The sequence below is a fragment of the Zhouia amylolytica AD3 genome (assembly GCF_000511935.2).
Taxonomy (GTDB): domain Bacteria; phylum Bacteroidota; class Bacteroidia; order Flavobacteriales; family Flavobacteriaceae; genus Zhouia; species Zhouia amylolytica.
In genome coordinates this window covers 1-25,009 of sequence record NZ_AYXY01000027.1, presented here as the reverse complement: position 1 = coordinate 25,009, position 25,009 = coordinate 1, and the positions used below count along the sequence as shown (strand labels likewise).

The following is a 25,009-nucleotide window of genomic DNA, read 5'->3' as shown; positions in this document are numbered from 1 at the left end:
ATGAAGAAAGCCACCGAAACCATCTATAATTCACTTCAGGAATATTATCATCAATTACTTGAGACGATTCCCCGAATTTTCATTGGGATTCTAATCATTATCATCGGGATTCTTACGGCAAAAATTATCTCTAACTTTTTCCGTAAAAGGATTCTTAAAAAAACGGATGATCCTTTGATGGCCCGTTTCCTTATCCAGGCTTTTAAAATCTCACTGATCTTAATTGCCTCGATGCTCGCTCTTGAGGCGGCCGGCTTGAGCAATATAGCGACCGGAATCCTTACTGCTGCAGGTGGTGCAGCCATTATATTGGGTTTTGCCTTCCAGGATATTGGGAAAAACTTCTTATCGGGAATTATCCTGGCTTTTAATCGTCCGTTTAATATCGACGATACCATTAAAATTGAAGAGATGTTCGGGAAGGTGAAGGCTTTACAATTCCGCTACACTCATATCAAGACTTTTGACGGCCGCGATATCTATATTCCCAATGCTGATGTATTGGTGAAGCCGGTGAGTAATTATACGGCGGATGGGTTTTTAAGAAATGAGTTTATTGTTGGTATTGGATATGAAGATGATATCGAACAGGCGAAAAAGATCATTCAAGGGGTTCTGGATAATAATAAACTTATTGTGAGCAGTGACTTACATACAAATTTTGTAGCAGAAGATGAATTGGCTCCGAGTACGGTAAACCTCAAGGTTTATTTCTGGAACACCACCCTGGATTACGGTGTATCGTCGTTGGTGTTAAGAGGTAAAATCATTCAGGAAGTTAAACAGAAGCTTGAAGAGGCAGACTTTAACCTGCCTGCAGATGTTAAAGAAATTAAACTATACAAAAATCAACCTGACATTCCATTAAAAGTTAAAAAAGATCTGTAATTATGCGAACAATTACTCTGGCTATTCTTGCCTTAAGTTTCTTTTCCTGCACAAAAACCACCTCTGAAGAACAGCTCCTCAGAGTTCCTTATACGAGTGAAATTGCCAATGAGGAACGGGACTTCTTTTTGTATTTACCGAAAGGCTATGATGCTAATCCAGATAAAGAGTGGCCTGTATTACTATTTCTACATGGTAATGGTGAGCGTGGCAACGGCAAGGACGAATTGGGTTTTACCATGATTCACGGTCCGCTGAACGAAGCATGGATACAGAAGCGGGACCTCCCATTTATCATCATTTCTCCCCAATTGCATATGTTTACTATGGGAGAGGTGAGTTATATTAAAAATCGTTCTAAGGAGTCCATACCTCAACGCCTTGCTGAGGGTACTCCAAAGCCTAATCAAGCAGCCAGGCCTGGTCAGCCCATGAACCCACTGCCAGCAATGCGATTCGACAGCATTACTTCAACGGTATTACCTGATGGTTGGGACCGTGTGGAGCATGACCTGATCGGCATGTTGGATCATGTTCAGGAAAACTACCGTACAGATAACAACCGTATTTATCTCAGTGGTTTAAGCTATGGAGGTTTTGGCACCTGGTACCTGGCGAGTAATTATCCGGAACGATTTGCAGCGATAGCTCCTATTGTTGGCTGGGGACATCCGGACCTGATGCCATCTATAGCACAGGAACAGCTTCCCGTATGGTGTTTTGCGGGTGGTCGCGACCTTACAATTAAACCGGAGTACTTTTATGCAGGATTGAACGAACTGGAGGCGCTAGGTCATAAAGATGTTCGCTTTACCATTCATGCTGATATGGGACATGACACCTGGAAAAGGGTGTATGCTGGTGAGGATATTTACAATTGGTTACTATCGCATTCGAATCCTTAATCGAGCTTGTCGGTAAGTTTACCGAATACTTTCTTAGGGTCTTTGCCTTCGTAAAGCACTTGATACACGGCATCAATTATCGGGGTTTTGGCTTTACTTTTAAGCTTTTCGGTAATCAGATGGGCACTTTTAGCGGCATAATATCCTTCTGCGACCATGTTCATTTCCATCATCGCACTTTTTACCGTATATCCTTTCCCGATCATATTACCGAACATGCGGTTTCTACTAAATACGGAATAACCTGTTACTAAAAGGTCTCCCAAATAGGCTGAGTTATTGATGTTTCGTTTCATTTTATGGATCTTTTTAATGAAACGTCTCATCTCACGGATGGAATTACTCATTAGTACACTTTGAAAATTATCTCCATAACCAAGTCCGTGGGCTATCCCTGCGGCTATGGCATAGATATTCTTCAACATTGCGGCGTATTCGGTACCGATGATATCATCTGATATCTTTGTTTTGATATAATTACTACTGAGCTGCTCGGCCATGAACTTCGCTTTGTCTTCATCGGCACTGGCTACAGTTATGTAGGAGAGTCTTTCCAATGCGACTTCCTCAGCGTGACAAGGTCCTGTGATTACTCCGATATTCTCATAAGGAATATCATATACTTTATGAAAATGCTCGCCTACGATCAGTCCTGTCTCGGGAACAATCCCTTTAATGGCTGAAAAGATCACTTTATCTTTAATAGAAACTTTTAATTTCTCCAGTTCTTTATTCAGGAAGGCTGAAGGTACAACGAAGATAAGATAGTCAGCATAATCGGCAATCTCATTGAGATCGTTGCTAAGTTTAAGTTGCTCGGTTCGGAATTCTACCGAACTTAAATAATTAGGATTGTGATTCTCTTTTAATAAATGTTCTTTAGCATAAACACTCCTCATGTACCACCCTACTTCGTCTAAATTTTCACATAGCATTTTAACGATTGCTGTGGCCCAGCTACCTCCTCCAATAACGGCGATTTTCTTAGAACTATCCATAAATTATGTCATAAACAGAGACCAAAAGTAACTAAAATTTACCCTACAACATTACGTGTTGATTATCAATAGATTAAAAATTATGGCATAATCGTTGATTTGGTTTAACAAATTTAAAAGATTAAGCTTATGAAAACGATAAAACTACTATTAACTTTTATACTTGTTGGAGGCTTATTTGGAGCTTGTACCGCTGATGTTTATAACGATGATCATACAGAAGAGGATTTCTCTTTAGAGAACCTATTGTATTCGCACGAACTTTGGTATGTTGATATTAATGAAACTGAAGGAAACGGAGAGGTTCCGTTCTTACAGGTGGCGTTTACCTTAACTTTTGATAACGGTACTCTTTTGGCAAATAACAACCTTGTTGGTTTTGGAAGTACGGGTGACGGATTCGGGACCAGCATAGGATATTATGACACTTACAATAGCACCCTTCAGATTGATCATGATCTTGATGGCGTTATGAATCTGGAGGTTATACAACACGGGTACGACAAGATCGAATTGTACCATAAGAATTCAAACACTTCATACTTTCTTAACGGTTACATGAAAAATGAATTTGATTACAATGCTGTGTTTTATGATAATATTGAATACTTTTTACAGGAATATGAAGCCTGGGAAAAAACATATACCAGTAGCTATGGTGCTTTGAATGATTTCGATGATGAAAACTTTTTAAGTTTCATACCGGCATCAGACACGTCATTATTCCTTTCTTCGGTTGATAAGCAAGGAACTGCAGTAAATAGCATTTATTGGGATTACGAAGGATTTTATGAGGTTTATGATGTTAGTGGCGACCGCTATTTAAAAACTTTAACATTGGATTATGATTTCCTGTACAATGATTATTTTGAATTGACCGTTATAGATGACAGAACAATAGAGCTATTCCATCCAAAATCGGGAACGGTTTATGAGTTTAAAGGAAGAGGTTTTGTACAATATTTGAAAGGAGAAGACTTAAAAGCCGACTCTTTAAGAAAGCGTTTTAAAATCAGTAATCCTGAAATGAACATTGAAAGGATGAGTAGTGTAAAAGATATAACTATTGAAGTTAATTAGTGATTTGGTTGGTTAATTGGTTGTGGAACCGCTCTTACAATTCTTTTGTGAGGGCGGTTTTCTTTTAGTGACAACCACAGTCATTTTTTCCGCAGGATTTGGCTGCCTGTTTTTTTGGCCAGAAGAATTTCTTTAACAGATATCCTAAAGCGATCGCCAGGGTTATATATACCAAAATAACTTGTAAGTCCATTTTTAATTATTTTAAAATCTGATACGCAATTAAAGCCACTACATAAGCCATCCCACTCATTATAAACAATTGTCCCATCGGCCATTTCCATGAATTGGTTTCTCTTTTTACAATGGCCAGGGTACTCATACATTGCATGGCAAAGGCATAGAAAAGCAATAAGGACATCCCGGAGGCGAGGTTAAAAAGCTTTCCTCCTGTAAGGATATTCACCTCATCACGCATTCGTGATTTAATGGTTTGTTCATCATCATTTCCTACGCTATAAATAGTTGCCAATGTTCCGACAAACACTTCTCTGGCTGCAAAGGAACTAATCAGGGCAATCCCTATTTTCCAATCATATCCTAAAGGTTGTATGGCCGGTTCAATAGCCTTCCCTAATATTCCAATATACGAATTTTGGAGCTTAAAACTTGCTATTTCTTTGTCTAATTCTACGTCAGAAACTGTCTGATCAACCGCTACTCCGGCATACTTTTCTTTTACGATCTCTTCGGCATTATTAAAATTATCATTTGGACCGTTTGAGGCGAGGAACCATAGTACAATGGAGATCGCCAATATTATTTTACCGGCACCAAAAACAAAGCTTTTCGTTTTTTCAATAACAGTATACGCTACATTTTTAAAAAGCGGCATTTTATAATTTGGCATTTCTACTACAAAAAATGATCTGCTTTTAATCTTCAGCATCTTATTCAGCACCCATGATGATGATACTGCCATCACGAATCCTAAAAGGTATAGCAGCATTAAGGTGAGTCCTTGCAGGTTCATTCCCAGAAATCGTTCGTTCGGGATGACCAGGGCAATGATTATAAGGTATACGGGTAATCGTGCTGAACAGGTTGTAAATGGCGTAACAAGAATGGTAATTAATCGTTCTTTCCAGTTTTCAATATTTCGTGTTGCCATTACTGCAGGAATTGCACAGGCAGTTCCTGAGATTAGTGGAACCACACTTTTACCGCTCAATCCAAATTTTCGCATGGATCGATCCATAAGGAAAACGACCCTGCTCATATAACCTGTTTCTTCTAAAATTGAAATGAAGAGGAATAAGAATGCTATTTGAGGTATGAAAATAACAATCCCTCCCAAGCCGGGAATAATCCCTTCAGAAATAAGATTGGTAAAGGCCCCTGACGGGAGACTTTCTTTCACCCATTCGCTAAAGGAAGCAAATGTTGCATCGATAAAATCCATTGGATAACTACTCCAGTCGTAAATCGCCTGGAAAATCACCAACAGAATCATAAAGAATATGACATACCCCCAGACCTTATGGGTTAACACTTTATCTAAAGATGCTCTGAAGCCTTTTGCTGCATTTACATCAAGCTTGTAACCTTCCTTGAGCACGCCATTGATGAATTGGTAACGCAGTATGGTTTCTTTTTGCTGTAATCGTTTTAATTCTGATTTAGGCTTGGTAGAGAAACTGGACGCATCTTTAACAAGATTACGATCCAGGTTTACAAAGTTCACATCCTGTGTAATTACCAGCCATAGTTTGTAAAGATCTTGATTGGGAAACGCATTCCTCAAACCTTCAAAGTACTCTACGTCAATAACTGAAGCATTCACACAAGGTTCAGAAGAAATGTTCTTATAGTCCAGGATCAGCTCTTTAATCTGGTCGATTCCTTCTTTTTTCCTTGTACTGACAACAGCTATTTTTGTTTTTAATTTTTCTTCCAATAAAGGAACATCCAGAGAAATCCCTTTACTACGCATTCGATCAGCCATATTGATTACTAATATGGTCGGAATCTGAAGATCTTTTATCTGTGTAAAAAGGAGGAGGTTTCTTTTGAGATTTTCGACGTCGGTAACCACTACGGCTACATCCGGATAATCCTTATCCTTTTTATTCAACAACAATTCTATAACAACATTCTCGTCGAGTGAGGTAGCATTAAGGCTGTAAGTTCCGGGAAGATCTAATATATGCGCCTTAATTCCCCTGGGTAATTTGCAAATTCCTTCCTTTTTCTCAACAGTAATACCCGGGTAATTACCAACCTTTTGATTTAAACCTGTAAGTTGGTTAAATACTGACGTCTTCCCTGTATTTGGGTTTCCTATGAGCGCTACTTTAATCTGTTTGCTCATAATAGTACTTCGTTTTGATCGATGACATCGATAGTAATATGCATTGCAGTCTCCTTACGGATGGCCAAAAAAGAACCATTTATATTTAAGTAGAGTGGATCCCGAAAAGGAGCATGCTGAATAAGTTCCACTTCATTTCCAGGCAAACACCCCATTTCAAATAATTTAATCGGAATTTCATCCAGAGAAATATCTTTGATGATTCCTTTCTCACCTCTTTTTAGATCTGCAACGGTTAACGTCATCCTTATTTAGATTCATTTTAAGTAAGCAAAAGTAATATAAAAAAACAGGATGGCGAAACCTACATAACTAAAATTAACGTTAAAGCCTATGCGTTTAACAGCTTATGGGGAATTTATTGGAATTTAATCGTGATACTCTTCTTTCAGCACTTTGAGATCGTGCATTAATTTCCGGATGCTTTCGTCATCGGTTCCATCATAGAACCCCCTGATGCGTCGTTCTTTATCGACGAGGATAAAGTTCTCGGTATGGATCATATCATATGGTCCCCCGTCGCCATCTGTTTTAACGGCCAGATAACTTTTTCGAGCCAGTTGGTAGATCTGTTTTTTATCTCCGGTAACCAGGTTCCACTTATCATCCTGCACTCCTTTCTTCCTGGCATAAGCCCTCAGAACAGGAACTGAATCGATTTGAGGGGTAACGGAATGCGATAACAACATCACCTCTTTATCGTTTAAGATCTCTTTTTGGATTTTAACCATATTATCGGTCATTATCGGACAGATACTCGGGCAGGTGGTAAAAAAGAAATCGGCTATATAGATTTTATCCTTGTAATTACTCTCCGTAATGGTATCACCATTTTGATTGATCAAATTAAAATCGGCGATGGTATGGTATTTCTTCACATATTGAAGGGCACTATCAACCAGTTCAGCATTCACCATGGCGGGTTGAAACACGGGTAATCTTTCTTTTGGTTTTAGGGCATTGTAAAACAAAAAGATTATTATTGCGGACAGTATTGTAAGGACAATAAAGAAGTATTTATACTTTGCAAAGAATTGAAGCATCACCAAAAAGTTTCTTGATTGCAAAATTAAAGAATAAACCTTATTTGCATGCATCTCTGTGCTAAATGTATCATAAAATTATAAGGTTCAAGGTTATTCGTTTCCTATAATACATCTAAAACCTTACTTTTGTGCGATTTTGAATTTATATTTACTTAAGATATATGAGCCCTATTTTAGTTAAGACATTACAACTTTTATTAAGTTTATCTATATTAATCGTATTGCATGAGTTGGGACACTTCATCCCTGCTAAGCTCTTCAAAACCAGAGTTGAAAAATTCTTTTTATTCTTTGATGTTAAGTTTGCGCTTTTTAAAAAGAAGATTGGCGAAACTGTTTACGGTATCGGCTGGCTTCCATTAGGGGGTTATGTTAAGATATCGGGAATGATCGATGAAAGCATGGACAAGGACCAAATGGCCGGTCCGCCTCAACCTTGGGAATTCCGTTCCAAGCCGGCTTGGCAGCGTCTTATCATTATGGTCGGCGGTGTTACTGTGAACCTGATCCTTGGATTTGTGATCTACATGATGATCCTTTTTGTATGGGGGCAGAAACAACTAAAACCTGAAGACATGCCTCATGGGTTTGCTGTGGTTGAAGAAATGGAACAGTTCGGATTTAAGAATGGCGACAAAATTTTAAGCGTTAACGACAAAGAACTCGACAATGCACTTCGCTTTAACAGTTATTTATTGGTTCGTGACGTATCGAATGTAAAAGTTGAACATATTGATGGCACCCAGGAAACACTGCGTTTACCAGACACTATTGGGGATTATATCTTTAAGAAAGGATTAATGCCGGCGTTCCAATTGCGCACCAATCCGATCCTTGACACCATTATTGCTGATTCACAGGCTGAAAAAGCAGGACTTTTGAAAGGAGACAAAGTATTGGCTGTAGATGGTAAAAATGTGACGTTTTTTGATGAAATCGGCAGTCATCTAAAAGACAAACCTAACTATGACACTCAATTGGTTGTTGAACGCGGAAATCAAATCGATACCATTACGGCAACCACGGATGAGGATGGGAAACTTGGTATTTACAGCATGCAGGGTGGCATGGTGACTCCAAAAGAAAAAAAGTTTGGATTTGGTGAAGCCGTTTGGAAGGGGTTTGCCTATGGATATTGGACCTTACATGATTATGTGGTTCAGTTCAAATATATCTTTACCAAGGAAGGTGCTACTCAGGTTGGTGGTTTTGGAACCATTGCCAAAATGTTCCCTTCGGTTTGGGATTGGCAATCTTTCTGGATGTCAACAGCCCTAATTTCAATTATTCTGGCATTTATGAACATCCTTCCTATTCCTGCTTTGGATGGTGGTCATGTTATGTTCCTATTGTATGAAATGATTACTGGAAGAAAGCCTAGCGATAAGTTTTTAGAATACGCACAAATGATTGGATTCTTCCTACTTATTGCATTATTGTTATTTGCCAATGGAAACGACATATACCGCTGGCTTTCTGAGCGATAGTATCAAACAACATTATAATTAAAAAAGGTGCATCGAATCGATGCACCTTTTTTTTATAAAAAAATCAAAAACACGGTAGGGTTACTCTTCCTGCAACTGTTACACTATAAAGGACACCCAAATCTGTCCGTAAACTAATTATTAATTTAAAACTCAAAAATTATGATTCTTAAAAGAATGTCATTGTTAGTATTGATGGTATCAACTGCTTTTTTAACCAGTTGTTCAGACAATAACGATCAAGCTAGCACGGGTACTATGGCCGTTCATATGACAGATGCTCCATTTCCATATGAAATGGTAGCCGAAGCAAACGTAACGATTACTAAAATTGAGGCAAGAAACACCTCAATTGAAGAAGGTACAGAAGAAGGCACAGAAGAAGAAGGTATGGAAACCAGTTCTTCTCCTTTCGTGGTTTTAATGGAGGAAGAGGTTACATTGAACCTGTTAGAACTTACTAATGGTGTTACAGAGACTCTTGCAAACGTTGAAATCCCTACCGGGACATACGATCTTGTACGTGTTTATATAAAAGAAGCAGGTGTAGTTTTAACTGACGGTACTCCTTATACTCTTAAGGTTCCCAGTGGTGCTTCATCAGGTTTAAAGATTTTCCTTGAGCCTGGAATCACTGTTTCGGGTGGTTTGACTAGTGATTTATTATTAGACTTTGACATAAGTCAGTCATTTGTTCCTGTTGGAGATGTTAATGCTGCAGAAGGTATTACAAGTTTCAACTTTAACCCGGTTATCAAAGCTTCTAATTTATCAACTGCCGGTACTTTAACAGGTGCAGTAACTACCATCGAGACTACGACTGAAGGTGATACTGTAACGGAGACAACTGTTGGTCTTGAAGGCGCTACCATAACCATTTTGAATGGTGAAGAAATAGTTACTTCAGCTATAGCAGGAGCAGAAGGTGCTTATACTGTATTGGGATTAGATGCAGGCACATACACTGTAATGGTAGAAATTGATGGTTATACAGCACAGACAGTAGAAGGTGTAGAGGTTGTAGCTGCGAATCAAACAACTCAAAACTTTGAGCTTGTAGCTGCAGAATAAAAATTACTGTTTTGTGATTAAAAAATGAGGAGTGGGGTACTCCTCATTTTTTTATACAAAATTCCCAATATTTATTTGCAAGATTCAAACTAATACATATATTTGCATCCGCAAAATTGCAATAGCAAACTCCTCCTTAGCTCAGTTGGTTAGAGCATCTGACTGTTAATCAGAGGGTCCTTGGTTCGAGCCCAAGAGGGGGAGCAAAAAAACAGAAAGCCATCCATTTAGGGTGGCTTTTTTAGTTTGTGCTTTTTTGAAAACAAATGCGCATACCAGATCCTATTCTAATGGATTCCGTAACAAGTACGGAATGACAAAGAAGTGCAGAATGAAAATCAGGGCATAAAACAATTTCTCCCCTTTAGGGGTGCAGGGGTAGGAAATTGTGTTACGTCATTGCTATAACCATTCGTTTATAATTTTATATTCCTTGTTCATTTTGTATTCGAGAAATTGTCTATTGGTTTTAAAGGTTCTCATGATGTGCTGCGCAGTTCTTGATGCAAAACGAACCAAAAGATCAAGAAGGTTTATAGGAAATTTTTGCTATCGCAAAACCGCTGTTGTTTTCCCTGCGCCAGCTGGCTTGTTCGCTAAAACAGTTTACTAAACTGTTTATTACGCTCCACCCCATGCTTTGTTAGCTATCGCTAACGCACTTCCACTTGAGCCACAGCTATTTCATGAAAACCTTCAAACGTGTCCGATTAGAAATTTTGATAGGAGCGTACCCCGTCGGCAGTATATATGAATTGAATCCGTTAAAAATGGTCGAAGCCTTGGAGACCATTTAGGATTTAATTCATGTTTTTGCGATAGCAAAAATACCTCTCGACGGGCGTCCTTTCTTTTGATTCGTTTTCTTTGGACGATCAATTGCGCAGCATATCATGGACTCCTTATAAAACAATAAGCAAATTGGTAAATAAAAGAAATGAATAAAGAATAAACATGTGTTTGACATTCAGCTCCACAATTCCTTGCCAAATAAAAAAAACAAACAGAGTATCAATGGATTCCGTAATAAATACGGAATGACACCTTTTAGTTCTTCTTCGCATGCATTCCCTATTATACTGAAACAAGCTCAGCACAAGAAAATGGAATGACACAGGAATGACATTGGGAAGGGGGAGCAGAAAACAGAAAGCCACCTTTTAAAGATGGCTTTTTTATAAAAATTATTATGTATTCATCAATGTTTTGGACGTAGTGGAATGTGAACATTAAAAGAGGTTCCATCTTTTCTTTGATTGACATCGATCAATGCTCCTGCAGCAAATAAAGCCAGTGGATCGCCATTATCATCTGCCAGGATCTGAGGGCGCTCTAACCTATTCATTGGTAAGACATCGCCATTGACCAGCGTAACTTCCTTTCTCATAAAGAAAGGATTATTCGGTTTATTCCACACCACACCATCCTTAGATTGTAAAATAGCCAAACCTGGTTTTCCTTCCGTAATTCTTCCTGAAAAATCTTTCATAACTGCATAGAACACTTTTCTTTGTTTATGATACCATACATAAGGATCTTCGGCGGATGCAACTTTCCCGTCTTCCATTTTAATATTGAACATTATATCATCTATCGCCTTAAACGGTCCGGTTGGGGAATCAGACAATGCTAAACCGTGCACACCCTTCCAATTAGGGTCGTAGATATTCCCTTTAAAATACATGAGATATTTTCCATCCGAAGGCCTTTGAACCACGGATGGGTTCACCACTATCAAATTATCAGGTTTGGCTTCTGTACCCTCAGGTGAAGGATTCAATACGTTATTGGGTTTTACTCGTGTTCTTGGAGCAAGCAAGGGTGTGGAAGATCTATTGAAATTACCAGCCATCAGATTCTCAAAATTATCAAATTCAACAACACCGATCTTTTGATTCTGCTGCACCCGATTCCTTTTATTCAATTGTGCTGCTTTCGAATCTTCAGGCTGTTCACCTTCATCTCTGGAACCTATATAATATAAATAGTATTTGCCATTGAACTTTTTCAAATGTGGGTTATGCACCATTTGCGCATCCCAGGCTAAAGAATCTCCTTGTAATTCTCTTCCAGTCAGAACTACCTTTTGAAACTTAAAGTTTCGATCTGGCTGATCTGATACCGCATAGGCTATTTTAGAGTTTAACACCCAGGAATTTGAAAATTGGGGTACAGAGTCTCCACTCTCCCAAGTACTATAAAGCATATGATATTTTCCATCATACCCTTTTACAACACTACCGCCCCAAACAAATCTATCTGGGTCATTTAACACTGATGGTCCTTCAAGAATATCGCCTTTGATCACTGCGTCTACCGGCAATACCTCCAGTTCTAAATCGACAGCATTCTTTTTCGAGCAACTAATTAAGGTTAATGCAAGTCCTAAACAGATGTACTTTACGGGGGATGAGATCATAAATAAATGTGTATTGATTGTTAATTATTCAGATGGTAAGATAAAAAATTTAAGTCCCATGAAACAAATGTTAAATACCTATTCTTTAACGACCTTATACTAGTTTGTGATAACAGCAATAGGTATATTTGTTAGGTACAACTACTTCATTATCTACTATGGAAAATCTTGATGCAGCGAGACTCCAAATGGCCTTCACTTTAGCTTTCCACATAATCTTTGCATGTATCGGTATGGTGATGCCTTTTTTTATGGTCGTTTCTCATTACAAATGGCTTAAAACACGTAACAAAATATATTTAACCCTCACCAAATCCTGGCAAAAAGGGGTTGCGATATTCTTCGTAACCGGTGCGGTTTCGGGCACTGCCCTTTCATTTGAATTAGGGTTGCTATGGCCTGAATTCATGAAGCATGCAGGTCCGATTATCGGGATGCCATTTTCCCTGGAAGGAGCAGCCTTCTTTGTTGAAGCGATTGCCTTAGGATTCTACCTCTACGGCTGGAATAAATTAAACGAACGCTTTCATTGGATTACAGGCGTCATTATAGGCATTTCCGGAGTTGCCTCGGGAATCCTTGTCGTTTCCGCGAATGGTTGGATGAATGCCCCTTCGGGTTTTGATTATATCAATGGTGAATTCTTAAATATTGACCCTGTTGCTGCCTTTTTAAATCCGGCCTGGTTTACCCAAGCGCTTCATATGATTCTCGCAGCCTTTACAGCCACCGGATTTGCCGTAGGAGGGGTTCACGCTTATCAGATCTATAAAAAACGTAATATAGCACTTCACAAAAAGGCATTTAAAATTGCTGTAACCTTTGGTGCTATTGCTGCCATACTTCAACCCATTAGTGGAGATATCTCTGCCAAGGACATTGCCCAGAGACAACCGGTAAAACTAGCAGCTATGGAGGCTCATTATGACACCGAAAAAGGAGCCCCCTTATATATCGGAGGAATTGTCAATGAAGAAACCCAAGAGGTAAAGTATAAAATTGCCATCCCTAAAGCTTTATCCTTTTTATCGTTCGGTGACTTCGATGCGGAAGTTAAAGGCCTTAATGATTTCCCAAAAGATACGCATCCTCCGGTTGCGATCACACACTATGCATTTCAAACCATGGTAGGACTTGGAACAATATTACTTTTAGCTGGTATTATATTCTTATTGAGCTATAAAAAGAAACACTGGATGGATACAAAAAAGTACTGGTTACTCTTTATACTCTTAGCGCCTGCAGGTTTTATTGCTTTAGAGGCCGGATGGGTTGTTACTGAAGTAGGAAGGCAACCCTGGATCATCTACAATATTATGAAAACAAAGGATGCGGTAACTCCAATGCCGGGTATGATCTACAGTTTTTATATGTACCTTTTTCTTTATACTATTCTTGCGGTTGTTGTTACCTGGCTGATGCAGCGACAAATTAAAGTTTTAAACAAAACCTCTGTTGAGTTATGATCTATGTTGTTTTATTCTTTCTAGCCTTTTCTTTATTCCTCTATGTGTTACTGGGAGGCGCAGATTTTGGAGCGGGAATTGTAGAGTTATTTTCATCTAAAGAGAATCAACAAATCACCAAAAAGACCATTTACCGGGTCATGGGTCCAATCTGGGAAGCGAATCATATCTGGATCATCATTGTGATGGTTATCTTATGGGTTGCGTTCCCTGTATATTTTAACATCATCATGATCAGTTTACATATCCCACTAACCCTGATTCTTATCGGTATAACCCTGCGCGGGGTGTCTTTTATTTTCAGACACTATGATGCTGTCGTTGATGAATCTCAGAAAATCTACAACGGCTTATTTCGATTTTCGAGCGTTTTCACACCTTTGTTACTTGGAATGACCTTTGGAGGAGTAATTAGCGGCTCGATTATTTTACCAGAGCACCTTTCACAATATAATTTCGGCGAGGTTTATATTGCTTCATGGTTTAACATATTTTCGTTACTCACAGGAATATTTTTTTCGGCTTTATGCGCGTTTCTCTCTGCAACTTTATTAATCGGTGAAGCTGATGAAGCGCACGAAAAAATTTACCGTAGAAAATCTGCTATTGCCACTATTGTGGTCGTTTTAAGTGGCAGTATCCTTATTATTTATGGATATGTTAACGACTTTGTTTTCATAAAAGATTTCATTCAAAATCCGTATAGCATTTCATTGATTGGCGCTTCGGCGCTGGTGTTAATTCCTCTTTGGATTCACATCAGAAAAGGTCATAAGATCTTGAGTCGTTTTTACGCCGGACTACAGGTTGTGATGATTATTGCTGCCGCTATGATCGCTCATTTCCCGTATGTATTAATCACGAAACAAGGAGAACTGAGCTTATTGGAAGGGGTCGCTCCGGATAGCGTTATCAGGGTATTAGGCATTTCTTTAATCGTTGGGGGGCTGGTGATTCTCCCGGGATTATTTCATCTTTTGAAATCATTTAAGATGATTAAAGTATTGGAGCCATAGGCCATTCAAAAAAATGAAATTATGAATTAAAATTTCTGCCAAAAAGTTTGTGTGGGAAATATAAAAAAGCCTTATATTTGCAACCTCAAATTCCTCCTTAGCTCAGTTGGTTAGAGCATCTGACTGTTAATCAGAGGGTCCTTGGTTCGAGCCCAAGAGGGGGAGCAAAAAAGCAGAAAGCCATCCATTTAGGGTGGCTTTTTTAGTTTGTGCTTTTTTCAAAATAAATGCGCATACCGGATCCTATTTTAATGGATGCCGCAATGAATGCGGAATGACACAAGAGCGACATGTTTTGGTTTTGTCTTCACTTTGAATGGATTCCGTAATAAGTAGGGAATGACAAAGAAGTGCAGAATGAAAATCAGGGCATAAAACAATTTCCCCCTTTAGGGGTGCAGGGGGAAAGAAATTGTTTACGGCAACGTCATTGCGAGCCTTGCGCTAGCAAGTCGTGGCAATCTCACCAATAAGAGTTACTATCCTTCAAAAGATCGCCGCACTACACTTCGTTCCGTTCGCGATGACGGGTTGGTTTCGACTTTCCTCTTTCCCCTTCAATAGATTCCGCAACAAGTGCGGAATGACATGGATACGGAATGACAAAGAGGTGGGACGACAGGAGTGTCATATTTTTATTTTATATATTTTTGATTGGAAGTGGAAATGGCCCCATAGTTCAATGGATAGAATAGAAGTTTCCTAAACTTTAGATCCAGGTTCGATTCCTGGTGGGGCTACAAAAAAAAAGAGCCGGCTTTCGCCGGCTCTTAACCTATAAAATTTCAACAATTATACAGCTGCATCGATAGCATCAGTATAAGTCTTCTTAGGTGCTACACCTACTTGTCTGTTTACTACTTCTCCTCCTTTAAATACCAATACGGTAGGGATGTTACGTACTCCATATTTAGCAGCGAATTCTTGATTAGCATCAACATCTACCTTACCAATTACTGCTTTTCCTTCATACTCACCGCTAATTTCATCAATAATAGGAGCTACCATTCTACAAGGTCCACACCATGCAGCCCAAAAATCTACCAATACCGGTTTGTCACTTTTTAAAACTACTTCTTCGAAAGTAGCATCTGTTATTTCTAATGCCATTTTAAATGTTTTTTATAATTATAAATCTCACTTCGCAAATTTAGTCAAATATTTCACCAAAACTTACACCCTGATTATCAGTTTTGATTATTAGGCTATTACAATTGCTGATCAACTGATTTTTAGTATCTTTCGCATTACCCAAATCTCAACAAAAGTTTACCCATGAAAGCACTCACCCTCTTCTTGGCGTTTATACCCTTATCCTTTACTTATAATGGGGCCCAATATAAACAAAAGATTATATATGGATAAAATTGGAAGTAGAAATGTCTGCTTACAACTCCGTGAAATCGCAAACTCACAATGCCCACCCGAGCATAGCCGCATGGGGCGACACCCTAAAACCAGGAATGAAAGCAGTTGCTATTTCCCGGGATCTGTTGAAAAAGGGCATTTCCCATAATACCCCAATAAAAATAGACGGCATGGATGGAATTTACCTGGTAAAAGACAAAATGCACTCGCGTCACCGCAATAACATGGATTTATACATGGGAACCGATGTTCAAAAAGCCATTGAATTTGGTCGACAACAAAAGACGATCTGGTACGGCGTACCTAAAAAGAAATAGTTGCTATTAATTAAGCTTGTAATTTACATTACTGCTCTTCAGGGCTCCTAACAACTCATTTGAAATATGCACTTTTTGCTTCCTGCTAGGCATGGTAAGCTTAATTTCCTCTTCCATATCGTAAATTATAAAATTCAATATATGGTCGCCTGAATGCGATGATATTAATTCTTTTAAACTTACGATTTGTTCCTCTTTTAAGTCCGCAATATTCAATCGAATGGTTAACTTTTTTGCATAGGTATTCATTACATCCTGCAGGAGCATAAAGTTATTAAATTGAATTTTGGGATCTGACCTTCTTCCGGTATCCTTATTAATCCAGCCTTCACGAATAAAAGCCTTGATATAAACAAAAGAGTTTGGTATTAAAAAGTGTCTGAACTTAAGGTATTCTTCTCCAAAAATTTTAAACTCATAACTTTCATTATAGTCTTCCACCATGAAAATAGCCCATCCTTTTCCATTTTTTGAGACTCTGTGATCGACAGTTGATATCACTCCTCCAAGCGATATTTCGCGATTTACATATTTTTCTAATTCCGAGAGGATTGACAAATCTGCATTACAAAACACTTCCATCTCGGTTGCAAAATCATCTAAAGGGTGTCCGGATATATAGATTCCGACCACTTCTCGTTCTCGCTTCAGCTTTTCCATGGTCCCCCATTCTTCACAAGGGGGCACCTCAGGTTCCGGAATCTGAACTTCGCTGGCTTCCCCAAACAAACTTACCTGGGAGGAATTTTCATTCTCCTGAAATTTAGCTCCATATTTTATGGTCTTTTCAAGAAATGTTATCCCATCTCCTTCTTCGTGGAAATATTGTGCTCTGTGCGTATCGCTAAATGAATCAAATCCGCCGGCAAAGGCCAGGTTTTCAAAGGCTTTCTTATTTGCTGCTCTGAGATCGATCCGTTTTGCCATATCAAAAACGGATTTATACCTACCATCTTTTCTATTATCAACAATGGTTTGAACGGCACCTTTACCTACTCCTTTGATTGCCCCCATTCCAAAACGGATAGCGCCTTCATCATTTACCGTAAACTTATAAAACGACTCATTAACATCGGGTCCGAGTACATTGATTCCCATCCGCTTGCACTCCTCCAGGAAAAAGGTTACCTGCTTGATATCGTTCATGTTGTTCGATAGCACGGCAGCCATATATTCTGCAGGGTAGTTAGCCTTTAAATAAGCCGTTTGATAACCGATCCAGGCATAACAAGTGGAGTGTGATTTATTAAAGGCATAACTAGCAAAAGCCTCCCAGTCTTTCCACACTTTTTCCAACACTTCCCGGGCATGCCCTTTCGCCTCTCCTCCATCCAGGAACTTGGGTTTCAATTGCTCTAGTAAGGCAAATATTTTTTTACCCATTGCTTTACGAAGCATATCGGCTTCACCTTTTGTAAATCCTGCCAGCTTTTGCGAGAGCAGCATCACCTGCTCCTGATACACGGTAATACCATAGGTTTCTTTAAGGTATTCCTCCATGGCTTCGAGGTCATAAACAATTTCCTCATCGCCATGTTTTCTGCGGATAAAACTTGGAATGTATTCTAATGGACCTGGTCGGTACAAGGCATTCATCGCAATCAAATCGGCAAAAACCGTTGGTTTAAGCTCTTTCATATATTTCTGCATCCCGGCAGATTCATACTGGAACACCCCGACTGTTTCACCTCGTTGGAAAAGCTCATAGGTCTTTTCATCATCTAACGGAAATTCATCAGGCACGAGGTCGATGTTGTGCTTGTATTTAACGAGCTTTACGGTATCCTTGATCAGGGTCAAAGTCTTCAACCCTAAAAAGTCCATTTTCAGCAGGCCTGCATTTTCCACCACGGAGTTATCAAACTGTGTCACCCACAGATCAGAATCTTTGGCCACAGAGACAGGTACAAACTTGGTAATATCATCCGGAGTAATAATCACACCACAGGCATGAATCCCCGTATTTCTGAGTGAACCTTCAAGGATACGTGCCTGATTAATTGTTTGTGCATCCAGATCTTCACCCTCTGCTATATTTTTAAGTTCATTGACTTTCAGCAGTTCTTCTGAACGTAATTTTTCTTTGAGTTTGGCCTCATCGAGACCAAATATTTTACCTAAGGTAGTATTCGGGATAAGTTTAGCAATGCGATCGGCATCCTGGAGGGGTAAATCCAACACCCTGGCTGTATCACGAATAGATGACTTAGCGGCCATGGTACCATAGGTGATAATCTGAGCCACCTGATTGGCTCCATATTTATCGATCACATAATCCATTACCAGGCTTCGCCCTTCATCATCAAAATCGATATCAATATCGGGCATACTCACACGGTCAGGGTTTAGGAACCGCTCAAATAGCAAGTCGTAAGCAATTGGATCCATATTGGTAATCCCAAGGCAGTAAGCCACAGCAGACCCTGCTGCTGATCCACGACCTGGACCTACCGATACTCCCATTTCTCTGGCTGCAGCAATAAAATCCTGTACGATCAGGAAGTATCCGGGATAACCGGTTTTTTCAATTACCTGAAGCTCAAAATCAAGACGTTCCCTTATATCATCTGTAATTTCCTCATACCGCTCTTCGGCTCCCTGATAGGTTAAATGGCGAAGGAATTTATTCTCACCTCTTTTACCTCCATCTTGCTCATCTTCTTCAAACTGGAATTCTTCAGGAATCTCAAACTTTGGAAGTAGTACATCACGAGCCAGTTCAAAAGGCTCTACTTTATCTACTATCTCGTTGGTATTAATAATGGCCTCCGGAAGATCTTTAAAGAGTTCTTTCATTTCGTCGGAACCTTTAAAATAATACTCCTCGTTCGGCAATCCATATCGATAGCCTCTACCACGTCCTATCGGTGTCGATTTCTTCTCACCGTCCTTAACACACAATAGAATATCATGTGCATTAGCACCTTCTTTATCGATATAATAGGTGTTATTGGTAGCTACCAGCTTTACATTGTGTTTTTTGGAAAACTGGATCAACACTTCATTCACACGGTCTTCTTCTTCTTGCCCGTGTCGCATTAATTCTATGTAAAGATCTTCTCCGAACTGCTCTTTCCACCATACAAGTGCTTCTTCTGCCTGGTTTTCACCTACATTCAGGACCTTACTTGGCACTTCTCCATATAAGTTACCCGTAAGCACCATAATATCTTCCTTGTATTGTTCGATAATTTTCTTATCGATACGGGGCACATAATAAAAACCATATGTAAAACCGATAGAGGACATTTTAGCCAGATTGTGATAGCCATTTTTATTTTTGGCCAGCATCACTATCTGATATCCGTTATCTTTTCTGGACTTGTCGGTATGATCCTCACAGACATTAAAAACACACCCCACAATTGGCTTTACAATAGTCTCGGTAGGAGTTTCGCCATTGGCAATAGCCTCTTCATTCTTTGCTTTAGCGGCTTTGTTATGGTTACCAACATCACGAACAAAGTGAAAGGCTCCCATCATATTTCCTATATCGGTTAGTGCCACTGCCGGCATTTTAAATTTGGCAGCTGCCTGAACAAGACCTGGAATTTTAGACGTAGCCTGGAGTACTGAAAACTGTGTATGGTTATGCAGGTGCGAAAAGGACACTTCTGCTAATTCCGCAATATTCTGCTGTATTTCTTCTTTCGACAGCTGTTCTTGCGGCTCCTCTTTTTTGAGTCTTTGGCGTATCTTATCTGATTCCGCTTTCAGGTTAATATGCTTTAACCCAATAAGTGGAATAGTTTGAGGGTTTACCTCTGAGAAACGATTGAAATAATCGGCAGGAACATCCAATTCTTCGGTGGTAAAACCATCTCCTCTTCGAATCAATTCAAAGAAGCAACGGGTTGTAGCTTCCACATCGGCGGTTGCATTGTGGGCTTCAGCAAATGGTTCGCCGAACAAAAACTCATGAAGTTCCGTTAAGGTTGGTAGTTTGAATTTACCTCCTCGTCCCCCGGGAATTTTACAGAGTTCGGCGGTTACTTCAGTACAGGTATCCAAAACCGGTAATTCAGTCATATTGGTTTCCACACCAAAACGGTAGAACTCCGCTCCCATGATATTCACATCAAAGCCTACATTCTGACCTACTACAAACTTGGTCTTGCTTAATGCTTCATTGAATTTCTCGAGTACCTCTTGCAGGGGTATCCCTTGTTCTTGTGCCAGTTCGGTAGAAATACCATGTACTTTTTCAGCATCGAAGGGGATATTGAATCCATCCGGCTGAATTAAATAATCCTGATGTTCAATTACATTTCCCATCTCGTCGTGCAACTGCCACGCAATCTGAATTGCTCTTGGCCAGTTGTCGACATCCGAAATCGGAGCATCCCATCGTTTAGGTAAACCGGTGGTTTCTGTATCGAAGATTAAGTACATAGAGGTTTCTTGTTTAAGGTTATCTCGCTTGCATTTTCACACATCACTTTGCCTTACTCAACTGTAATTCAAACAGTTCTGAATCAAGGCAGCATGAGGTAAAATTAAGCATAATTTAGGGTTCTGTAAAACGGAGTTTTCAGGAGTTATTAACGAAGTTAAACAACTAATATCCCATGTAAGACATTGCCAGCTTCTGTAAAAGAATTTTACATCCAAAAATTCATAAGTCAATATAATTTAACATTAATCTTATAAAACTGGTACGTTTTATGATGCAACATATAGTAAATAATTTATTTTAGCTTTCATTCATCAATCAAAAACACCTCATGAAAACTTTTTCATTCCTTATTACCTTAATTTTATTGACTTCTTGTCAATCCAATGAGCAAATCAACAAGGAAGATGTTCCATCGGTAACCCCATCGGAGCTAATCGGTTCCTGGACTACAACGAACCTTAATCCGGATAACATATCCTTAAAAGGATTTGAACTCAAAGAAGATTATACGGCAACCATTCACGTGCTAGATTCGAGAAATCGCACCAACATATACAAAGGAAAGTGGGTGCTTACTAAAGAACTGAAGGTGAACGAGATGCTAAATCTTAAGACATTTTTATCCCTGGAATTTCAAGAAAGTAAAAACAAAAGAAAAACATTCTTATTTAAGGAGGATCGAGAGGACGGAGACCTCATTTTATCAATTAGGGGAGTTGATTATAAACATATCTAACTAGCATTCAATCAGAACCACTCCTCCTGAATCTATATAAATATTCTATGAATTAGTATTACCATCTTATGAAAACACCATTATTAAAATTAGCCACCATTAACTTATTTCTCTTTTTATCCTTTATAACTCCAGTAAACGGTCAAGAAAAAGCCACTTCCGTAATACCTGATCATGTCTTTGGCGAATGGCATCATACAGGAAACAACCATCGTTTTGACGGCTTTCTGATCCACCCCGGTTTTATAGAATCGGGATATAAAACATTCATGTATACTACTATTGAAAATCCTGAAAAGGACCACTATCAAATTTCCGGTAAGGACATCAACAATAATACGATCACTGTTCAATTACATATCCGATCCAGGGATACCATAGAAATAAAAAAAGAAAACAACACTATTAACACCTATATTAAAGCTAAAACTCCTAAGGGAGGTACCTATATATCGAAAGCCGAAATACCGGACATGATTAAAGGTGAATGGTATACCACGGATCTAAAAAATCATTTGGAATTCAACATAACTTCAGATCAACTAAAATTCAAAGACAAAACATACAGCATTGAAGAAGCTGTCCTTTTAGATTCAGGTGATAAGGCGCAATACAGGTTTGTAGCTAAAAACAAGGACGAATATTGGCTCTTTTATTTTAAAAACTGGTCGGATGGGTTTTTACAAATTGGTTTCAACGGGAAGTATGGCGACCTCTATAAAGCAAAAAAAGAATATCCTAACGAGCGCATCGATGATCTGGATGCCTTTATATCTTCTACATTTCCAAAGACACTCAGAGGCAATTGGCTAAAGACAGATGGAAGCAATTTATGGTCACACAGTTTCTACTACAATCATGCTATAATTGATAAAGCTAAATGGGACTATAAATCGGTTAAGAAAAAAGGAAAATGGTTTGTTATCACTCTCCAAAATAATGGCGCTGAGAAAATGGTTTATGCCAAAGTAAATAAAGATCATACGGTTTCATTCGGCCCTTCCAAAAAAGAATTAACCATTTGCAGTTTGACAAAAACCAACGACGGAGGTTATAAACCACCCCACGATCTCCCCTATACAGAAGAAAACTTATTCACTATAGATTCAGCTACTTACTCGGGCATTATCAAGGGATACAACAATAAAACAGACAAAAAAACCGGAATGATTTATGTCAACAATGTTTTTACCGGAAATCAGGAACCGTTCCTGGTAAAAATTAATGATGATGGGAGTTTTACCATTAAATTTCCTCTTTACTATCCTCAGGAAATCTATGTACGATTCCCGGAAAACTCTTCAAGTATTCGTGTGGCCCCTGGAAAAGAAACCTGGCAACTTATCAATTCAAACAAGGAGGACGAAGGCTTTTTTGCCGGTGATTGCGCTCAACTCAACACCGATTTATCCAGCCTGCACAAGCTAAGACAGGGCAACAGACAGTATTACCAATTGGTTGAAAATATTCAGAATTACACGCCAGATATTTATAAGGAAAAATGTATTGCTATTTATCAATCGCAAGCTGAAATATTGGACAGCATAATGAATGAACGCTTTATAAGTAAAAAAGCAAAACAGGTAGCACGCTTAAATCTTTCCTACGGACTCTATGAAAATATCTTGAGTTACGACATGTACAGAAGGGATAAAAACGCACCGAAAATAGATAGCACGTACCTCGACTTTTTAAATCCTGAAATCTACAATAATAAACTTGCTGCCGTAGCCGGTAGCTATTCCAGCTTTTTAAACCGCATACGATTCTCGAATGGAATAAGAGGCGGAAAAAGAATAATGATCCAACACCCGGAAATTATAGAACTTGCTGCCATATTAAAAAACAAGGGAATTGAACTCACTGAAGATGAAAAGGAGTTATTAGAATTGGAAAAAGCTTATAAAAAAGAGAATGCGATCGCATTAAAAAAGCGAGAAGATTTTAATCAGTCGAATGAAGAAATCCTAAAAAAGTATCGCAACAAACTAACTGCCTTAATTCAAAAAACGCCTAAAGATAAACATGAAGATCTATTCAAGAGCCTAAAAACAGACAGCTATTTAATCTATGCTAAAGAAGCTGGCGTCACATTTTCAGAAGAAGAAATTGCTATACAAAAAGCATCCAGGAATTTATTAAACCAGGAAGAGCAACGTAAACTGACGCAATATCATCAAGATGAACAACTAAACAAAGGCAAAGAAGCGTTTTACAACAAATACCAAGAACACCGGAGGGCATATGCAATGGACCTTCTCAAACAAGAATACATAAAACAATTCCACAACTTCTTCAAGGATAAAAGCACCTGGATGGAAGATCTGTTGACCATGCAGACCATATCTGGTCCGATAAACGAAGAGTTGACGCCAATTTCTGATAAATCTTTACAGAATTACTCAGGGAAAATTCACGATTCCTATTTAAAGCAATATCTAAACTATGAAAACGAGCGCACCAAGGCTAAAATAGCAGTCAACCAAAACAATCAAGGCTATACTGTTCATGACACTCCGACTACCGAAGCCGATAAAATCTTTGAAGCCATTATATCTAAATACCAAGGAAAAGTGGTCTATGTTGACTTTTGGGCAACCTGGTGTGCACCCTGCAGATCAGGCATTAAGCGTATAAAACCACTAAAGGAAGAGTTAAAAGACAAGGACATTGCCTTTGTCTACATCACGAACCACACTTCACCGAAAACCACCTGGAATAATATGATTCCGGAAATTAAAGGGGAGCATTATCGGGTATCTGAGGATGAATGGAACTTTTTAGCATCTAAATTTAATATTTCGGGTATCCCGCATTATACACTGGTAGACAAACAAGGAACGGTTGTGAAAACTAAAATCAGTTTAGGTCAATCCAATGACGCTTTAAAGGCGCTATTTGAAAAGCATCTGTAAGATTATGAATAGATCCGTTTTCATCAATATCGCCGACCGATAAATTTTATTCAAACGGATATTTCAAATCCCTAAAGGTTTGATTATATTTGTCGAACCAAAATTTTATAAAAAAAATGTCGATTTCAGATTTATATTCAAGCGGTTTTAGAGAGCGTAACCGCGATCATTTTGCCTCGATAGTTCGCGTAGCTATGACTGACGGAACTATTAATGAGGAAGAAAGAGCTTTTTTAGATCGTTTAGCGAGCAACCTAGACATTTCTGAAGAAGATTTTAATGCAGTTTTAGAAAACCCTACTGCATACCAAATTAATCCTCCGGTTTTATACGATGCTCGTTTAGAACGTTTATATGATATCGGACGTATGGTATATGTGGATCATATTGCTGATGATGATGAAATGAGAATTATGATTCGTTTAGCCATTGGATTAGGTTTTACCGCTGCTAATGCTGAGTTTATCGTAAAGAAAGCGATGTATTTATTAAATCTTGGTGTTGACCTTGAGACTTTCAAGGAAGAGATCAAGCACATGAACAGATAATTCATTCATATAGTAGAATAAAAAAAGCGGCTTTAATTAAAG

Annotated in this window: 19 protein-coding genes and 3 tRNA genes; 14 read left to right on the top strand and 8 right to left on the bottom strand. The window is 38.7% G+C overall.

Annotated elements, in window-relative coordinates:
* Positions 1–888, top strand: a complete 888-nt coding sequence (locus P278_RS15190; RefSeq protein ID WP_038268733.1) for a mechanosensitive ion channel family protein — start codon at positions 1–3, stop codon at positions 886–888.
* 2 nt (positions 889–890) lie between these two features.
* Positions 891–1,793: a carboxylesterase family protein gene (locus P278_RS15185; RefSeq protein ID WP_038268732.1), complete on the top strand. Its 903-nt coding sequence runs from the start codon at positions 891–893 to the stop codon at positions 1,791–1,793.
* Here P278_RS15185 and P278_RS15180 read toward each other — a convergent pair.
* Positions 1,790–2,791, bottom strand: a complete 1,002-nt coding sequence (locus tag P278_RS15180) for an NAD(P)H-dependent glycerol-3-phosphate dehydrogenase (protein ID WP_038268730.1) — start codon at positions 2,789–2,791, stop codon at positions 1,790–1,792. The two genes, P278_RS15185 and P278_RS15180, sit on opposite strands and share 4 nt — an antisense overlap.
* Before the next feature lie 129 nt (positions 2,792–2,920).
* Here P278_RS15180 and P278_RS15175 point away from each other — a divergent pair, with 129 nt between their 5' ends.
* Positions 2,921–3,871: a hypothetical protein gene (locus P278_RS15175; RefSeq protein WP_038268728.1), complete on the top strand. Its 951-nt coding sequence runs from the start codon at positions 2,921–2,923 to the stop codon at positions 3,869–3,871.
* A gap of 64 nt (positions 3,872–3,935) precedes the next feature.
* On the opposite strand, the gene P278_RS16530 is transcribed toward P278_RS15175, so the two are convergent.
* The 4 genes from P278_RS16530 to P278_RS15160 all read right to left on the bottom strand — a co-directional run bounded on the left by P278_RS16530 (position 3,936) and on the right by P278_RS15160 (position 7,225).
* Positions 3,936–4,064, bottom strand: coding sequence for a FeoB-associated Cys-rich membrane protein (locus tag P278_RS16530; protein ID WP_139226576.1), 129 nt, complete (start codon positions 4,062–4,064; stop codon positions 3,936–3,938).
* Between the two features lie 6 nt (positions 4,065–4,070).
* Entirely contained in the window at positions 4,071–6,182 is a 2,112-nt protein-coding gene (gene feoB / locus P278_RS15170; protein WP_038268726.1) for a ferrous iron transport protein B, read from the bottom strand.
* On the bottom strand, positions 6,179–6,427 hold the full coding sequence (locus tag P278_RS15165; RefSeq protein WP_038268725.1) for a FeoA family protein: 249 nt from the start codon (positions 6,425–6,427) through the stop codon (positions 6,179–6,181). The genes feoB and P278_RS15165 overlap by 4 nt, the downstream gene beginning before the upstream one ends.
* A gap of 123 nt (positions 6,428–6,550) precedes the next feature.
* Complete coding sequence (locus tag P278_RS15160) at positions 6,551–7,225, bottom strand: SCO family protein (RefSeq protein WP_038268740.1); 675 nt, start codon at positions 7,223–7,225, stop codon at positions 6,551–6,553.
* A gap of 164 nt (positions 7,226–7,389) precedes the next feature.
* Here P278_RS15160 and rseP point away from each other — a divergent pair, with 164 nt between their 5' ends.
* The 3 genes from rseP (at position 7,390) to P278_RS15145 (ending at position 9,990) form a co-directional block, all read left to right on the top strand.
* Positions 7,390–8,715, top strand: coding sequence for an RIP metalloprotease RseP (gene rseP / locus P278_RS15155; RefSeq protein WP_038268723.1), 1,326 nt, complete (start codon positions 7,390–7,392; stop codon positions 8,713–8,715).
* Positions 8,716–8,877: 162 nt separating this feature from the next.
* Complete coding sequence (locus P278_RS15150) at positions 8,878–9,786, top strand: DUF4382 domain-containing protein (RefSeq protein WP_038268722.1); 909 nt, start codon at positions 8,878–8,880, stop codon at positions 9,784–9,786.
* Between the two features lie 130 nt (positions 9,787–9,916).
* A tRNA-Asn gene (locus P278_RS15145) sits at positions 9,917–9,990 on the top strand.
* A gap of 994 nt (positions 9,991–10,984) precedes the next feature.
* Here P278_RS15145 and P278_RS15140 read toward each other — a convergent pair.
* The gene (locus tag P278_RS15140; protein WP_051413612.1) at positions 10,985–12,205 is read right to left on the bottom strand and encodes a glycoside hydrolase family protein; all 1,221 of its coding nucleotides are present in this window, start codon (positions 12,203–12,205) and stop codon (positions 10,985–10,987) included.
* Between the two features lie 158 nt (positions 12,206–12,363).
* Here P278_RS15140 and P278_RS15135 point away from each other — a divergent pair, with 158 nt between their 5' ends.
* The 4 genes from P278_RS15135 to P278_RS15120 all read left to right on the top strand — a co-directional run bounded on the left by P278_RS15135 (position 12,364) and on the right by P278_RS15120 (position 15,427).
* Positions 12,364–13,671: a cytochrome ubiquinol oxidase subunit I gene (locus tag P278_RS15135; protein ID WP_038268721.1), complete on the top strand. Its 1,308-nt coding sequence runs from the start codon at positions 12,364–12,366 to the stop codon at positions 13,669–13,671.
* Entirely contained in the window at positions 13,668–14,687 is a 1,020-nt protein-coding gene (locus P278_RS15130) for a cytochrome d ubiquinol oxidase subunit II (RefSeq protein WP_038268719.1), read from the top strand. Before P278_RS15135 ends, P278_RS15130 begins: the two co-directional genes overlap by 4 nt.
* 91 nt (positions 14,688–14,778) lie before the next feature.
* Positions 14,779–14,852: transfer RNA gene (locus P278_RS15125), tRNA-Asn, on the top strand.
* A gap of 503 nt (positions 14,853–15,355) precedes the next feature.
* Positions 15,356–15,427: transfer RNA gene (locus P278_RS15120), tRNA-Arg, on the top strand.
* Between the two features lie 52 nt (positions 15,428–15,479).
* Here the strand turns inward: P278_RS15120 and trxA are convergent.
* Complete coding sequence (trxA, locus tag P278_RS15115; protein ID WP_038268718.1) at positions 15,480–15,797, bottom strand: thioredoxin; 318 nt, start codon at positions 15,795–15,797, stop codon at positions 15,480–15,482.
* Positions 15,798–16,084: 287 nt separating this feature from the next.
* Here trxA and P278_RS15110 point away from each other — a divergent pair, with 287 nt between their 5' ends.
* The gene (locus P278_RS15110; RefSeq protein WP_235444304.1) at positions 16,085–16,372 is read left to right on the top strand and encodes an RlpA-like double-psi beta-barrel domain-containing protein; all 288 of its coding nucleotides are present in this window, start codon (positions 16,085–16,087) and stop codon (positions 16,370–16,372) included.
* A gap of 6 nt (positions 16,373–16,378) precedes the next feature.
* Here P278_RS15110 and dnaE read toward each other — a convergent pair whose 3' ends face one another.
* Positions 16,379–20,764: a DNA polymerase III subunit alpha gene (gene dnaE / locus P278_RS15105; RefSeq protein WP_038268713.1), complete on the bottom strand. Its 4,386-nt coding sequence runs from the start codon at positions 20,762–20,764 to the stop codon at positions 16,379–16,381.
* A gap of 332 nt (positions 20,765–21,096) precedes the next feature.
* On the opposite strand from dnaE, the gene P278_RS15100 reads away from it, so the two are divergent.
* The 3 genes from P278_RS15100 (at position 21,097) to P278_RS15090 (ending at position 24,967) form a co-directional block, all read left to right on the top strand.
* Complete coding sequence (locus P278_RS15100; protein WP_038268712.1) at positions 21,097–21,504, top strand: hypothetical protein; 408 nt, start codon at positions 21,097–21,099, stop codon at positions 21,502–21,504.
* A 68-nt stretch (positions 21,505–21,572) separates the two neighbouring features.
* Positions 21,573–24,419: a TlpA family protein disulfide reductase gene (locus P278_RS15095; protein ID WP_038268711.1), complete on the top strand. Its 2,847-nt coding sequence runs from the start codon at positions 21,573–21,575 to the stop codon at positions 24,417–24,419.
* A gap of 116 nt (positions 24,420–24,535) precedes the next feature.
* On the top strand, positions 24,536–24,967 hold the full coding sequence (locus P278_RS15090; protein WP_038268710.1) for a tellurite resistance TerB family protein: 432 nt from the start codon (positions 24,536–24,538) through the stop codon (positions 24,965–24,967).
* Positions 24,968–25,009 lie beyond the last annotated feature (42 nt).

Excerpts from the sequence above, each read along its gene's own strand:
- P278_RS15090 (WP_038268710.1), top strand. The coding sequence starts at position 24,536 with ATGTCGATTTCAGATTTATATTCAAGCGGTTTTAGAGAGCGTAACCGC.
- P278_RS15130 (WP_038268719.1), top strand. The coding sequence starts at position 13,668 with ATGATCTATGTTGTTTTATTCTTTCTAGCCTTTTCTTTATTCCTCTAT.
- P278_RS15175 (WP_038268728.1), top strand. The coding sequence starts at position 2,921 with ATGAAAACGATAAAACTACTATTAACTTTTATACTTGTTGGAGGCTTA.
- P278_RS15165 (WP_038268725.1), bottom strand. The coding sequence starts at position 6,427 with ATGACGTTAACCGTTGCAGATCTAAAAAGAGGTGAGAAAGGAATCATC.
- P278_RS16530 (WP_139226576.1), bottom strand. The coding sequence starts at position 4,064 with ATGGACTTACAAGTTATTTTGGTATATATAACCCTGGCGATCGCTTTA.
- P278_RS15100 (WP_038268712.1), top strand. The coding sequence starts at position 21,097 with ATGAAAACTTTTTCATTCCTTATTACCTTAATTTTATTGACTTCTTGT.
- rseP (WP_038268723.1), top strand. The coding sequence starts at position 7,390 with ATGAGCCCTATTTTAGTTAAGACATTACAACTTTTATTAAGTTTATCT.
- P278_RS15190 (WP_038268733.1), top strand. The coding sequence starts at position 1 with ATGAAGAAAGCCACCGAAACCATCTATAATTCACTTCAGGAATATTAT.
- trxA (WP_038268718.1), bottom strand. The coding sequence starts at position 15,797 with ATGGCATTAGAAATAACAGATGCTACTTTCGAAGAAGTAGTTTTAAAA.
- P278_RS15185 (WP_038268732.1), top strand. The coding sequence starts at position 891 with ATGCGAACAATTACTCTGGCTATTCTTGCCTTAAGTTTCTTTTCCTGC.
- P278_RS15160 (WP_038268740.1), bottom strand. The coding sequence starts at position 7,225 with ATGCTTCAATTCTTTGCAAAGTATAAATACTTCTTTATTGTCCTTACA.
- P278_RS15135 (WP_038268721.1), top strand. The coding sequence starts at position 12,364 with ATGGAAAATCTTGATGCAGCGAGACTCCAAATGGCCTTCACTTTAGCT.
- P278_RS15150 (WP_038268722.1), top strand. The coding sequence starts at position 8,878 with ATGATTCTTAAAAGAATGTCATTGTTAGTATTGATGGTATCAACTGCT.
- dnaE (WP_038268713.1), bottom strand. The coding sequence starts at position 20,764 with ATGTACTTAATCTTCGATACAGAAACCACCGGTTTACCTAAACGATGG.
- feoB (WP_038268726.1), bottom strand. The coding sequence starts at position 6,182 with ATGAGCAAACAGATTAAAGTAGCGCTCATAGGAAACCCAAATACAGGG.
- P278_RS15180 (WP_038268730.1), bottom strand. The coding sequence starts at position 2,791 with ATGGATAGTTCTAAGAAAATCGCCGTTATTGGAGGAGGTAGCTGGGCC.
- P278_RS15095 (WP_038268711.1), top strand. The coding sequence starts at position 21,573 with ATGAAAACACCATTATTAAAATTAGCCACCATTAACTTATTTCTCTTT.
- P278_RS15140 (WP_051413612.1), bottom strand. The coding sequence starts at position 12,205 with ATGATCTCATCCCCCGTAAAGTACATCTGTTTAGGACTTGCATTAACC.